Origin of the sequence: Serpentinicella alkaliphila, assembly GCF_018141405.1 — a bacterium.
Taxonomy (GTDB): domain Bacteria; phylum Bacillota; class Clostridia; order Peptostreptococcales; family Natronincolaceae; genus Serpentinicella; species Serpentinicella alkaliphila.
Genome location: NZ_CP058648.1, coordinates 2,412,831 through 2,427,249 on the forward strand (window position 1 = coordinate 2,412,831; position 14,419 = coordinate 2,427,249).

Below are 14,419 nucleotides of genomic sequence, written 5' to 3' on the forward strand. Positions count from 1 at the left end.
TTTCTCTAGCATCATAATCAGCACCCAGAAAGATACAACTTTTTCTTTGAGTGTAATTTCCTCACCATTTTCGTTATTAGTTTTTCTTTCCCTGAAGAAAGATTTAATCTTAAAAGTTTTAGTAGAGTTATAAACGGAGCCTTCATCTTTAAGAATTTCTTTTATAAATGTCTTAGAGCCTTATCTTACCTTTTGTGAAACTATGTAACCATCATTGTTTTCTACAAGAAAAGCTAGGTTTTTACCACTATTTAGAGCTTTGTCTTTGTTAGAATTACTCTCTCAAGAGCATATCTATTTTTCATATTCTTTAAGGCAGGAATAAGCATTGTACTATCATGGGTATTACCAGAAAAAGATCATACCCAACAGGTAGGCCTGCTCTATCAATTGCTAGACTCATTTGTACGATTGGCGTTGTTCTTTTTTGTTTAGAGATACCAACTTTTTAAGATTATTTTCTAAGTCTGATTCAAAGTAATAGTTAGTTACATCAAAGAAAACAAGTGAAGTATCTCTACCGTGGATCTGTGAAACTTGTTGATGAAGATGTTGTTGTAGGTCTTCTTTAATATCCTTCATTAGAGAGAGAGACTCGTAAATAGAATTTATAGTTACTTTAAAAGATTCGAAATACTCATCTTTATTTTCAAATGTTGATTTTTTACTAGCAGGTTTCAGAATTCTTCCATATAGAAGCAATTGAAAAACTTCATTCAAGTCAAAAACATGCTTTCTTTTACGCATTTGTGATTTAAAAAACTGAGGCAAACTAAGCTCATTATAGAGTCTTTCAAGAAAAAAGTAGCCATAGTTCTTATCAATTTCCATATCATCGTTACTATCACTAAGGTTCAATGTTAGATTTACTTGGTTTTTAGTTATCAATTTAGCAGAATCTTTTAGCTTTTGTAGAATATCCGGATCATTAGCCTCTAATTCTTCAAGATTGCCATAGCATTTAATAATTCTTTGTTTAGATTTACCATTTTCGTCACGGTAGCCTTCAACAAGATATACTTTTTTATACTTAGCTGTAGGACTCTTAGTCACTCTAATAAACATAAAATCACCCTCTTTTATTATATCACAGTACATCGAAGTACACAACAATTATTTCCAAAATTTCCAATAAAAAAACACCTGAAATTCAAGTGTTTTATCATCTTTTTAGTTTTTGAACCTATAAACTCAGGGGATTTCGAGTATGATTTTATTTAGTATTGGTACTATGTCAAGAAAAAGTACAAGTTAAATTAGGATTTTCTTAATATTCTCATCATTCAACATTATGTCAACTCGCTTCTTGGTATAATTTGCTTAGCTCCTTGTTATATTCAGCTTCATACTGATTTGGAGATAAATATCCACAATGGCTATGTATTCTTACTGTATTATAAAATGCTTCTATATAGTTAAAAACCAATCGATATGCATGATTATAATCTAATATCTTGAATCTATTTATCCACTCTCTTTTGATTAATGCATGGAATGATTCTATACATGCATTATCCCATGGATTAGCTTTTCTAGAATAACTATTTATAAATTTTTCTGTAGATTTTTGATACGCTTCACATGTATATTGCACTCCGCGATCCGAATGCATAACTAAAGGTTTACTTATATTCCGTGATGCCTTGGCTTTATTAATTGCTTCTATTACCCATTTTGCTTCTAGGGTAGTACTAAGCACCCAAGATATTATTTTTCTTGAATACAGGTCCATTATACTAGTTAAATATACAAACCCTTCATAGGTCCAAATATATGTAATATCCGAACACCATACTGCGTTTGGTTCTGATGGGTTAAATTTCTTATTCAATATGTTAGTAAGTTCCTCACTAAAATTCGAATCTATTGTTGTAACCGTATAAGGCTTTACATATTGGGCTTTTATTCCCATTTCTCTCATATAATTACCTACTGTTTTTTCTGATATGGTTTCTCCATTTTGTTGTAATCGCTGTGTTATTTTAGGAGCTCCATAGTTCTGATAAGACTCATCATGTATTTGCTTAATTTGAACCTTTATATATTCTTTTCTTTTATTCATATCAGAAGGAACCCTTCTCTTAAAGGAATTATAACCACTCCTAGAAACGCCTAGTATTTTAAGCACTCCGCTAACATTAAGCCGGCGTTTTCCCTCTTCATTTAATTCATCTTCCTTTTGGGATGTTTCTATAAAGAGAGCCTCTGTTAGTTTCCCAGAATGCTGATTGCCTTTTTTAGTATTTCTAATGCATCCTGCGCATCTCTTAACTCTTTACGTAGTCTTGCATTTTCTTTAGCTTCATCACTTTGGTAATTACCAGATCCTCTCGTAGGCACCTCACCATTATTTGACTTTGATTCTTTTACCCAAGCTGATAACGCTGTTCTACTTACCCCCAAATTCTTTGCACAAACCATTAATCCTAAGTCTTTATGCTCTAAATAGTACCTAGCTGCATCCTCTTTAAATTCTTTTGTATACTGTTTACTCATGTCTATTCCTCCATCTTTCACTAATTTCATTATAACTTTATTTATGGAATTTTCCACTTTCAACTTGTACTATTTATATTCTAGCACCAGTATAAAACAAAATGGGTAGCTTAGCTACCCATTTTTAATTAGCGGTTTCTATAAAAATAAGATATAAAACCGAGGGGCAATAAATAAAATATAAAAACAATGAGTAATTTAAATCCAAGTAATGAGATTTTTGATGAAGTAAGTTTTTATAAGTGAATGTGGGGACATGTTAGAAAAACTAGTGAATGGTAATTTTAAATCGCAAGAGTTAGTAAGTTTTATAGAGGATTTGGTGAAGATGGTTATTGGAGTTTAATTAATAGTAACGATATGCCTTTTGATGCTAAGATTGAATATTGGAAAAGAACAGCAGTTTTATTTGTAGCTCAATATTATTATACATTTGAAATTGTATTTCTCTAAAGTATGTGAGGAGATAGAAGGATCTAATAATACTCTTCTAAAGGCTTTAGATATATTAGAAAAAGGTAAGTTATCAGGACATGTTTTAGTAGCTTTCGCTTTACAAAAGATTCACTAAAAACTTTACTGCAAGCGGATGTAATGAAATTTATTAAGTTGTATCTTGATTTACATATTAAATTCACTAAAATGATTCTAGAAATTAAGTTTTAGATTAAAGAATCATCTCCTCTTGAAAATTTAATATTATCACTATTTTACATTATAAAGTGAAACATATAAAGGCTAGGTTAAAAAAATTCAGAACGTATTAGCGAGAAAGGTCAATAACTGACTGACTAAATAAGTAGAGTGAAAGATATTTTAAAATATGGAATTAAATATTTTATATGAAGCTAAGAGGGTAAATTAGGAATATTGTAGTTTTCCGATAATGGCGTAAAAATCTTGTTGCGGGTAAGGGCACGGAAAAACATTGTACGGGGTTAGAACCCGGAAAAACATTGTACCGGGTTAAGGCCCGGAAATAAATTGTGAAAAAGTGGAAATTGTGATAATATTAGCATAGAAAGGATGTGGGAATAATGGGCGATATAAATAGTGAAAGACTTCATATTGACGAATTAAAAAAAAGATTTGAAAAATATAATACGATTAGTGTAAATGATTTTAATGATTTTTACAAAGAAATTTATGGGAACATAAAAAGAAATACAGTAAGTTGGCTTATTTATAAACTAAAAAAAGGAAAAGTTATTAAGAATGTATCAAGAGGCCACTATAAGCTGGAAGATTTTGAAAAGATAATTACGACTGATTATGTTGTCATAACGATGGACATTATAAAATCTTCTAACATGAACTATAATAAATTTAATGAAGAGTTAAATCAAAAAATAGAAGCCTTAAATATAGTGATTGCAAATACTTATAACTATGAAAGAGAATTCTTTATATCGCAAGGTGATGAAATACAAATATTATGTCCATTTGATAATAGAATAAGTTATTTGGTAATGATTACATTATGTTATTTACACCCTTTTAAAGCACGATATGGAGTAAGCTTTGGTGAAATGGATAGTGAAATAAAAAGGAATTCTTGGGAGATGAATGGTCCGATATTTTGGAATGCAAGAGATTGTTTGGAAAAACTAAAAAATAGTAAAGATTATGAGGGCTTAGTTGTAAGTGAGTACAATTATGCGGATAAACTTTGCAATAATATATTACCACTAATAAATAAAGCTATTGGCAAGATTACGGATAAACAATGGGAGGCAATTAAGTTTGAATTATCCAAAACTGATTTAGATATTGCCTTAGCAGAATTAAACATTAGCAAAACTAGTTACTATGATAGAGTAAATGTAGCAAATATAAAGGAAATAATGAATTCTTTTAAATCAATAATTGAGATTATGAAGGTTAGGAGGTTAATTGAATAATGTTTACATTATTAATGTTAATCTCTCATACTATATCTGATTTTATTATACAAACTGATAGTATAGTCAATTTAAAGTCTAATCTACACTGGAGAGGGTTCTTATACCACGGAATTGGTCTTTCTATATCTTCAATCTGCATGATTTTACTGGCTAAAGCAAGTTACATACCTAAATTAATTAGTGTAATTTTTATAATTGTGCTAATTCATTTGTTAATAGACTTTTCAAAAGAAAAACTTCAAAGAATTATTACAGAATCAAATAATAATGAAAGGATTAAAAAAGCAGGTATAATTACGTTTGTGCTGGATCAAATACTTCATTTACTAGTAATTTTACTGTTAACAAATAATGTTACAATAGAATTTAATGAGTTAAATGAAGTTTTATTAAGAATATTTAATCAAAATGGTTTAACTCAATTAGATTTAAAAATAATATTCATAATATTATATATTGCTTTCTCTGGAGCATATTTGATACCGTTAATATTTGACTTAATATATATGAATATTAGTGATTACAATAAAACTTTGAATGACATGCTTAAGGAAGATGTCAAGGATAGTGCCCATAAGTTTATTGATGAAGTGAAGGCAGGTAAATGGATCGGAATATTAGAAAGGATTTTGATAACATTTTTTATATATAATAATCAGTTAAATGCTATAGGTTTTATTATTGCAATGAAATCATTAGCAAGATTTAAAATGTTAGATAGTAAAATCTTTTCAGAATACTATTTGATCGGAACTTTATTTAGTATTGTATATACTTTTTTTGGTTTCCATATTCTTCAAAGAATACTTTAGATTATTAATTACTGAAATATATTGGAATAAATATGGCCTCTATAAAGTTACTAAATAGTTTTAAATCCAGTCTTTTAATACAACAAGTGAAATGTTTTTTTCTTTAGCAATTTTTATTGCATTCCTTGCTAAATGAAATGCTGGTCCATCAAGTTGATTAACTGTTAATTCAAAATTATGTATTGTGATAACTCCAATACCAATCCCACAATAAATATTAAGATGGTTTAATTTTTTATTAAAAAATTCTATGATATTTTGATAATTACAAGGATACTTTAGTAGGCCTTGCCATTCATCACCTATAGTAATAATAAAATCGCTAGCTATAATACTGCTATATTCTTTATTCACCTCTTTTATAGTATCAATAAGTTTATATTGTACAGCTTCCCTATCAGGTAATTGTTTAGAATCCTTTATATCAAATATCATAACTAAATATACCATTGGAAACACCACCAAATCTAGTATAATAATATATACACAATGTATATATGAAGTATTACCAAAAACATATTTTTTAAGACAATGGTTATTTGAAACAAGGTGACAGTTTTTCTACATTCTAATTAAAATAGCTTCTGTAGTGTAGAAATCGTAGAAGTTAACAAATAAGGTGGGAAAGAGTTTTATTAGGAAAAAATGGAGCTACAACATTAAATATATTGGACTGTATATAAATATATAATAAGAGTATCCCGTTAAAGGCTGATATTTATCATCTTAATTCAAGTTTTGCTACCGTAAACAAAATCCTACTGGTCTGTTATACACTTTTATATGCATTTTAAATTGAAATATATAATATTTAAAGGGAGGAATTAGAATTGAAAAAAAGTTTAATAATTTTATTGATTATTTTAATGGCATTTGGGGTTATGGCATGTAGTAATGTAACGACGGATAATAAAAATGACATCAAAGATAATAAGGAAATTGAGAAAGAAATAGATGAAATCAGTAATTATGACAAAATAAGTGAATTTATGGAAGCGGAATGTAGAAATGCTTTCTCACCTTATTATGAGCTGCTAGAATTTGAAATATTTGATTATAAGGAAGAAGTTCAGGATGAAAATATAGAAGCAACTTTTTCTTATAGGATGATTCATAAAAACTATGATAGAGATCCAGATACAGTAGGATATATTAAAGAAGCAAAGGAAAGTGGAAATCCTAACTATAAACGAATGTATGATGAGTATTTACAACCAAAAGAAATGAATTTCCATTTAAAAGTAATTATAGATAAAAATAGCTCAATAACTTTATATTCTAATATAGCACCAAAAGGAATTGAATGGGAAGAGACAAAAATGACTGATTTTATTCTTAAATGATTAAATTGTTGTAGAGAGTGATTTATATAGAAGGTCTAAAATAGCTTGTATAAAATTAGACGTCTCAGGGGGATTTTTGTTAAAAAAGAAGAAAATTTTTTATGTAGTTTTCGTTGTGGTTAGTTCTAGTAAATATAGCTACACCTAAAAATATTTATTCAATGGAAAAAAGATTGATAATGCACTTACTGCAAGAGATCATATAGAAGTATTAAATTTAATCGAAATTTATGATTATAGATTTGCTGGATATTTTCTAAGGGAAAAACAACTATACAAGAAGTTTAGCTTTGCATTATTTAGGGTAGATAGAAATGGGTGATTACGAACTTATTAAGCTTATAGATGCAGATGAAGCCTATGATTTAGCACCTGAAATTACAGGCTATAGGTTTTACAATTTAGAGGCTTCAAATGTAAAAGTCTAACCACAGTTAGTTATTATTAGTAATAACATAGATCTTACTAAGATAGAACAAATAAATGAAAATGGAGAAATAAATACAAAAGAAATTGAGACAAATCCGTCAATTAGTATTTTTAGCGATTACAATGTACACTCGAAAGCAAATTATAAGTTTTATTATAATAAATAAATTATTAAACAAAAATCTATTAAATACGTATTATGGGGTCTAAGTGAGAGAGGATGTTAACTAATGAGCAAAGTTGTTTTACTTGTTGTAGATGTTCAAAATGAATTAATAAACAGGCAGCCATATAATGTACTAAGCGTGATTGATAATATCAAAAAACTAATTTCAACTGCAAGAAATAGTAAGAAAGAAGTTATATATGTACGTCATGATGGTGGAAATGGTTCAGTGCTAGAAAAGGACTCGGAAGGATGGCAGATTTTTAATGATGTATCACCGATAGATGGTGAACTAATCATAGAAAAGAGATATAATAGTGCTTTTCTTAAAACTGAATTAAAAGCGTATTTGGAAAGCAAAGGTATTCATTCTATAATACTTGTGGGGCTTCAAACAGAGTATTGTATTGATGCTACCTGTAAGAGTGCTTTTGATACTGGGTATAAAATAATTATACCTGAAGAAACCAATACAACTTTTGACAATGAGTTTTTATCTGGTAATAAGCTGTATGAGTTTTTCAATTATAAGATATGGAATAAACGTTTTGCTAGTGTTCTACCAATCCAAGAAGTAATAGAAATATTAAATAATTACTAGAAAATGTAATTAAAAAATGAAGTCTTAAAAAATTGCTAATTATTTTATGTTTAATTATTAGCAGTTTTTTTGTAATTACAAAAATGATATAAAGTTTTAAGTAAAGCATTACATATTTCTGTGTAAAACTTATGGGCTTAGAACAGAATGAAATGTTAACCATAATCTTATTTGTATAACGAGTAAATTTGATAGGAGAGACTTAGATGATTAGAAAAGTGGAATTAATAGATTCAAGTGATATCTGTGAGATTTATAATTATTATATAAATAACACTATAATTACATTCGAAGAAGAACCAGTAACAAATGAGGAGATGGAAAAAAGAATAAAGGATGTATCCAAAGAATTACCTTGGTTCGTATATGATGAAGCAGGGAAAGTACTTGGATATGCTTATGCTACAAAGTGGAAAACTAGAAGTGGCTATCGTTATTCTGTAGAGCTATCAGTATATATAGATAAAGACTATAGGAATAGAGGGATAGGTAGCCAATTATATAAGTATTTAATAGATTCATTAAAAGAAAAGGAGATACACACTCTTATTGGTGGTATAGCACTTCCTAATGATAAAAGTGTAAAATTACATGAAAAACTTGGTTTTGAAAAAGTAGCCCATTTTAAAGAAGTAGGGTATAAGTTTAATACATGGATTGATGTTGGATATTGGCAGTATAATCCTACAGTTTAATTTGAGCATTTATATTAGATGTAAGTAAATATACTGATATTTGGAAGGAGATAAATATGAAAGAAAATAAGATCTTAACATCTATAGATGACTATATACTAAAATTTGATCCTGATGTACAAGAAATTTTAATAAAATTAAGGAAAACAATCAAGGAAACTGCACCAGATGCTGTAGAAAAGATAAGCTATCAAATGCCTACATTTTATTTGCATAGTAATCTCGTACATTTTGCTGCTTTTAAAAATCATATTGGATTTTATCCAGCTCCAAGTGCAGTTGAAGCATTTAAACAGGAGTTATCCGATTATAAAGTATCTAAAGGGGCAGTACAATTTCCATTAGGAAAGGCTATACCGTATGATTTGGTTAGAAAAATAGTTGAATTTAGAGTAGCGGAGAATGTTAAGAAGGCAGAGAATAAATCGAAAAATAAAAATTGACTTACTTAGACAAAGTACGGTATATATTATTTCTATTAAGAGGATTTATTGGAGGAATTATATTGGAACATAGAGATATACGGTTTATTAATGAATGGGGAGAAAGTAGATTAAAAGGAAAGCGAAAATATGTTTTAACTTCTGCTGCACTTACTGGAACTGCGCCATTATTAGGCACTATATTTGGAAGTATAATATTGTTTAGTCCACTAAATTCATATTCTATAACATATTATGTGCGAACATATTTTTTAATATATCTTTGTGGATTCATAGGTGGAGCAATAAAATCAATATATACTTGGGTGAAAAACGAAGAAAGATATTTAAAGTTTTAAGTTAAAATTAACATTTAGTGTGGGTGAGGTAATACGAGTGGAAAAATTAATTGAATTAGTAAAGAAACATAAGGAATTAAGGCCTCTTATGGAAATACAAGATGTATATAAATTACTTTATCAAAGTATTTTAGGGCTAGGTCATTTGTTGGAAAATCATCAAAGAGCAAAGAAATATTTATATGATGAATTAGATAACCTATTTGATAATAATTTTGAAGAATTATTAATTGAGGATATTTCTATTAAGGATAATATGGTTAGAATCAATTTAAGACCTTTTTATGAGAAGAAATTATCAACTGAATTACTTTTCAATGCAATGCTTTATACGGAAAAGAAAAATACTGCTACCTTAAATAACTTGATTAGTATATGGAATTTGTTTATTGATCTAGTAGAAAAGGGAGATATAGACTTTAATATAAATGAACTTAAAGACTTCAATAAAAAAATTATAGAAATGAATTATCCCATAATGCATCATTCAGATATATATAATAAAAATTATAAGCCGGCTTATAGAGTTATTTATAGGGATGTATTCCAGGAACTTTTCGACTAATGGTAGATATAGACGGATACTAAGCTCATACCTACAATGTATTCTATGATACTGCAAATTATTTTGCTTTAAAAAATATGTATATTGTAGTTATAATATAATAGTTTGAAAGAAGGCATAGCATGAATTGGATTGAGACTATTAATAACTATATTGCTTGTAATGAACAAGAGGAAAAAGATAAGGAACTAACATTAAAATGTATTGATATGTTTGAAGACCTACTGACTAGAGAGAACAAATTAGTACATCTAACAAGTTCGGCAATTGTTGTAAATAAGAGTAAAGATAAAGTTTTAATGGTTTATCATAATATATATGATTCCTGGTCATGGGCTGGGGGACATACGGATGGAGAAGAAGATTTATTATTTGTAGCAATCAAAGAAGTCAAAGAGGAGACAGGAATAAAGAACGTTTTCCCTGTTCGCCAAGACATTATATCTTTAGACATTATACCTGTATTAGGGCATACAAAAAAAGAAGAGTACATATCGCCACATCTACATATTTCTGTAGCATATTTATTAGAGGCAGATGAATGTGAACCTCTTGCAGTTAAGATAGATGAAAATAGCGGAGTAAAATGGATTCCTATGAAAGAAATCGATATATATTCAAGTGAACCTCATATGAAGAAGATATATTCAAAATGTCTCAATAAAATATTGTAAATTTATATGGCAATTGCAATTATTGAGAGTTATTAATAATAAAAATACAGTATTCAAAAAAATATTAAAAAATTATTTGGAAAACTATTTTTTGGGTATAATTAAAAACATATAAAATTTGGAAGGGTGATTATATGTTTAAAAGAGAAGGTTTATTTACAATGAAGGGAAATCCTATTACAATAGTAGGGAATCAAATTAAAGTTGGGCAATCTGCTCCAGACTTCAAAGTACTTACAAATGATTTAGCACCTTTTACGTTAAAGGATGCGGGAGACAAGGTAAAAATAATAAGTGTGGTGCCTTCTCTAGATACAGGAGTTTGTGAATTACAGACGATTAATTTTAATGAAAAAGCATCTGAATTAGATGATGTAGTAATACTTACAATTAGTGTTGATTTGCCTTTCGCACAAAAAAGATTTTGTGGAGCAATGGGAATTGACAAGGTAATAACTTTATCTGATCACAAGGATTTATCTTTTGGTGAAAACTATGGGTTTATCATTGAAGAGTTTAGACTTCTTGGAAGAGGTATTGTAATACTTGATAAAAACAATACAGTAAAATATGTGGAGTATGTAAAGGAAATTGGTGAGCATCCAGATTATGAAAAAGCTGTTGAGGAAGCTCGTAAGCTTATCTAAATAAGTTTAGTATTAGAATTTAATATGCAAAAAACAAAAACCTAAGTTCTGTCAAAAATTGAACTTAGGTTTTTTTAGACCCAAATTAGTGTATTAGCTAGAAATAGATAAAAGTCGGAATAGGTATAAAGATTATTTAAACTCAATTAGTTTAAATAAAAATTATTGCCAAGTTAGTTATGTATGATATTTTTTATCATTAGAGGATTATCATTTTTTAGAACGAATTATTATTGGTAGAACTGTATTTAAATGGAAATGTATGATTATAGTTTTTATTTTTTAAAAAGTAATGAAGTAAATCAGAAATTTTTTGTTGTAGCTTTTAACAGTGTAGTAGTTATAGATTTGAAACTTAACGAATAAATAAACGTTCAAATGGGGTGATTAAAATGCTAAAGCAGGGAATATATGAAGAGATTATTAATAATAAATTAAGGGATGAACTTGATAGTTTAGATTTACATAAGTTTGTTATAGAGAAAGAGTCTATTGATGTTGAAGAGGCTAGGAAAATACTATCTGCATATATATCAACTATTACTAGAAGGGCATTAAGGTATATAAGAGATAATGTTGGGGATGATAGGGACTCTTTATTACGCCAAATAAAGGCATGTAATGATGTTATTGATATTTTAAGTCGAAATTTAGGTCAGGATGAATTTGATTCTTTAAAGATTACTGAAGAGGGACAAGTCTTGACTTCAATTTACTCTAAGTTAAATAGTATAAGAAGTATAGATAAAGCAAAATCTATTAGGCCCGTAACCCCAATTTCCCAGAGTTCTCTATTTACTGGATCTAATTACGAGCCAAGTATGTTAGAGGAACTAAAGAAGGAAATACTTACTTCAGATTCAATAGATATGTTAGTTTCATTTATTAAGTGGAGCGGGCTACGTTGTATTATTGAAGAATTGAAAAGTTTTACAGAACGGGATGGTCAATTAAGAGTAATAACTACATCATATATGGAAGCTACTGACTATAAGGCTATTTTAGAATTAAGCATGCTTAGAAACACAGAAATAAAAGTATCCTATGATGTTAATAGAACAAGATTACATGCTAAGGCATATATGTTTAAGCGAGAAACCGGTTTTAGTACGGCATACATAGGATCTTCCAACTTATCAAATCCAGCCTTAACATCTGGCTTAGAGTGGAATATAAAAGTAACAGAGAAGGACTCCATTGATATTATAAGGAAGGTGGAAGCTACCTTTGAGAGTTATTGGAATGATCGGGAATTCATAAGCTTCGATAAGGAACGTGAAGAAGACAGAAAAAATCTATTGGAAGCGCTAAATAAGAAGAATGTGGTAGATAGCTCAGTTCAATATTTAAGCATAGACATACAGCCTTATCCATATCAAAAAGAAATACTAGAAAAACTACAGGTAGAAAGAGAAATATTTAAAAGATATAGGAATTTACTTGTGGCAGCAACAGGAGTTGGTAAGACTGTTATATCTGCCTTTGACTATAAAGGGTTTAGAAAGAGAAGTGAACAGAGCAGGTTTCTATTTGTTGCCCATCGAGAGGAAATACTTAAACAGAGTCTCATGACCTTCAGGACAATACTAAGGGACTATAATTTTGGAGATCTTTTAGTAGGTGGTAATACTCCAAAATCCTTAGATAATCTATTTATAAGTATTCAAAGTTTCAATAGTAGCAAGTTATATGAGAAAACATCTAAAGATTTTTATGATTTTATTATTATTGACGAATTTCATCATGCCGCTGCAGAATCATATCAGAAATTACTTAATTATTTTGAACCTAAAGTACTGCTAGGATTAACTGCTACCCCAGAAAGAATGGATGGTAAAAATATCTTAGAGTATTTCGAAAATACAATTGCTAGTGAAATGAGATTAACTGAAGCCATAGATAGAAAGCTATTAAGTCCTTTTCAGTATTTTTGCGTGACAGATAATGTGGATTTATCTAAACTTAAATGGAATAGGAAAGGATACGATATTAAGGAATTAGAAAATGTTTATACGTCCAATAAGTTAAGAAGTAGGCAGGTAGTAGATAGTGTATATAAGTATGTAACAGATATAGAGGATGTTAAAGGGTTAGGTTTTTGTGTTAGTATTGAGCATGCAAAATATATGTCTGACTTTTTTAATGAAAATGGAATAGCCTCCATTGCTTTATATGCGGGGGTTGACTCGAAGATCAGAGAAGAGGCTAAAAATAGATTAGCTAATGGTGAGATAACTTTTATATTTGTTGTTGACCTATATAATGAGGGCGTAGATATACCGGAAATTAACACTGTGTTATTTCTTAGGCCTACTGAAAGCTTAACGGTTTTTGTACAGCAGCTTGGAAGGGGTTTAAGGCTATCAGATGGGAAAGAATGCTTAACTGTATTGGATTTCGTTGGTCAAGCCCATAGAAATTATAATTTTGAAGAAAAGTTTAGAGCCTTAATAGGAAGATCTAAACATTCTATAAAACATTATCTAGAAAATGGTTTTTTCAATTTGCCAAAGGGTTGTTTTATTCAACTGGAGAGGCAAGCGAAGGAATATATTCTAAGAAATATAAAGGAAACTTCGAATACAAAAAATAATTTAATATCTAAAATGAGATATTTTGAACAGGACACAGATCTACAATTAAATCTAAATAACTTCTTAAGATATTATAATATGTCTATATACGATTTTTATGGAAAAAATGGGGATAGGTCATTTAAAAGAATGATGGTTGAGGCTGATTTAATTCCAGACTTTGAATTTTATAATGAGAAAACTGTAATAAAGAGGTTGCCAAACTTGTTCTATCTTAACTCAGCAAGTTTAATAAATTTTATTACTGACTATATTAAAGGAGAAGAAATTAAAACTGAAGCAGATAAATTAATGCTTTCAATGCTATATTATACCTTTTTTAATTCCTATCCAGGAAACGAAGGCTATAGAAGCATGGAAGATGCCCTTTTGTCAATTTTCTCGATTACTGAGATGAGAGAAGAAATTTTGGATATTCTAGAGTACAAATACAATACCATTGATACTCTAGAGATTGATAATAAATTTAATTTTATCTGTCCTTTAAAAGTTCACTGTAATTATTCTACTTCACAAATTCTAGCTTCATTAGGATACTATAATGAAGAAAAAACACCTGCATTTAGGGAAGGGGTAAAATACTTTGAAGATAAAAAATTAGATATATTCTTTATTACATTAAATCATGAGTTATGCAGTTCGTGTAAATAAATGTAAATAAGACTGATGTATCGTATATTATAATATACTAAAAAATATTTTTGTTTTATAT

Annotated in this window: 16 protein-coding genes; 12 read left to right on the forward strand and 4 right to left on the reverse strand. The window is 28.8% G+C overall.

All coding sequences use genetic code 11. The annotated features are described in order from the left end of the window. Positions 1–399 precede the first annotated feature (399 nt). The 3 genes from HZR23_RS12280 to HZR23_RS12290 form a co-directional block, all read right to left on the reverse strand. Entirely contained in the window at positions 400–1,098 is a 699-nt protein-coding gene (locus tag HZR23_RS12280) for a hypothetical protein (protein WP_213050213.1), read from the reverse strand. 196 nt (positions 1,099–1,294) lie between these two features. Then, positions 1,295–2,251 carry an IS3 family transposase gene (locus HZR23_RS12285; protein WP_213050364.1) on the reverse strand — a complete coding sequence of 319 codons (957 nt, stop codon included), beginning with the start codon at positions 2,249–2,251 and terminating at the stop codon, positions 1,295–1,297. Further along, a complete protein-coding gene (locus HZR23_RS12290) occupies positions 2,209–2,496 on the reverse strand; it encodes a transposase (RefSeq protein WP_213050260.1) in 288 nt (95 codons plus the stop codon). The genes HZR23_RS12285 and HZR23_RS12290 overlap by 43 nt, the downstream gene beginning before the upstream one ends. Before the next feature lie 433 nt (positions 2,497–2,929). Between HZR23_RS12290 and HZR23_RS12295 the strand changes: the two genes are divergently transcribed. The 3 genes from HZR23_RS12295 (at position 2,930) to HZR23_RS12305 (ending at position 5,212) form a co-directional block, all read left to right on the forward strand. Then, the gene (locus tag HZR23_RS12295) at positions 2,930–3,067 is read left to right on the forward strand and encodes a hypothetical protein (protein ID WP_165913783.1); all 138 of its coding nucleotides are present in this window, start codon (positions 2,930–2,932) and stop codon (positions 3,065–3,067) included. Between the two features lie 466 nt (positions 3,068–3,533). Beyond that, positions 3,534–4,397: a SatD family protein gene (locus HZR23_RS12300; protein ID WP_132849711.1), complete on the forward strand. Its 864-nt coding sequence runs from the start codon at positions 3,534–3,536 to the stop codon at positions 4,395–4,397. Continuing rightward, complete coding sequence (locus HZR23_RS12305; RefSeq protein WP_132849712.1) at positions 4,397–5,212, forward strand: DUF3307 domain-containing protein; 816 nt, start codon at positions 4,397–4,399, stop codon at positions 5,210–5,212. Before HZR23_RS12300 ends, HZR23_RS12305 begins: the two co-directional genes overlap by 1 nt. A gap of 60 nt (positions 5,213–5,272) precedes the next feature. Here the strand turns inward: HZR23_RS12305 and HZR23_RS12310 are convergent, their stop codons facing one another. Next, on the reverse strand, positions 5,273–5,662 hold the full coding sequence (locus tag HZR23_RS12310; protein ID WP_132849713.1) for a SatD family protein: 390 nt from the start codon (positions 5,660–5,662) through the stop codon (positions 5,273–5,275). A 380-nt stretch (positions 5,663–6,042) separates the two neighbouring features. Here HZR23_RS12310 and HZR23_RS12315 point away from each other — a divergent pair, with 380 nt between their 5' ends. From HZR23_RS12315 to HZR23_RS12355, 9 genes are all read left to right on the forward strand, one after another. After that, complete coding sequence (locus HZR23_RS12315; protein WP_132849714.1) at positions 6,043–6,555, forward strand: hypothetical protein; 513 nt, start codon at positions 6,043–6,045, stop codon at positions 6,553–6,555. A 659-nt stretch (positions 6,556–7,214) separates the two neighbouring features. Next, positions 7,215–7,751, forward strand: a complete 537-nt coding sequence (locus HZR23_RS12320; protein ID WP_132849715.1) for a cysteine hydrolase family protein — start codon at positions 7,215–7,217, stop codon at positions 7,749–7,751. Between the two features lie 206 nt (positions 7,752–7,957). After that, positions 7,958–8,446, forward strand: coding sequence for an arsinothricin resistance N-acetyltransferase ArsN1 family B (locus HZR23_RS12325; RefSeq protein WP_132849716.1), 489 nt, complete (start codon positions 7,958–7,960; stop codon positions 8,444–8,446). Positions 8,447–8,502: 56 nt separating this feature from the next. Next, positions 8,503–8,889 carry an iron chaperone gene (locus tag HZR23_RS12330; protein ID WP_132849717.1) on the forward strand — a complete coding sequence of 129 codons (387 nt, stop codon included), beginning with the start codon at positions 8,503–8,505 and terminating at the stop codon, positions 8,887–8,889. Positions 8,890–8,951: 62 nt separating this feature from the next. Further along, entirely contained in the window at positions 8,952–9,227 is a 276-nt protein-coding gene (locus HZR23_RS12335; RefSeq protein ID WP_132849718.1) for a hypothetical protein, read from the forward strand. 37 nt (positions 9,228–9,264) lie between these two features. Further along, the gene (locus HZR23_RS12340; protein WP_132849719.1) at positions 9,265–9,792 is read left to right on the forward strand and encodes a hypothetical protein; all 528 of its coding nucleotides are present in this window, start codon (positions 9,265–9,267) and stop codon (positions 9,790–9,792) included. Positions 9,793–9,914: 122 nt separating this feature from the next. Then, the gene (locus HZR23_RS12345) at positions 9,915–10,466 is read left to right on the forward strand and encodes an NUDIX hydrolase (protein WP_132849720.1); all 552 of its coding nucleotides are present in this window, start codon (positions 9,915–9,917) and stop codon (positions 10,464–10,466) included. A gap of 134 nt (positions 10,467–10,600) precedes the next feature. Beyond that, positions 10,601–11,113 (forward strand): thiol peroxidase, encoded by a 513-nt coding sequence (gene tpx / locus HZR23_RS12350; protein WP_132849721.1) that lies wholly within the window; start codon positions 10,601–10,603, stop codon positions 11,111–11,113. Positions 11,114–11,505: 392 nt separating this feature from the next. Further along, the gene (locus tag HZR23_RS12355; RefSeq protein ID WP_132849722.1) at positions 11,506–14,358 is read left to right on the forward strand and encodes a DEAD/DEAH box helicase family protein; all 2,853 of its coding nucleotides are present in this window, start codon (positions 11,506–11,508) and stop codon (positions 14,356–14,358) included. Positions 14,359–14,419 lie beyond the last annotated feature (61 nt).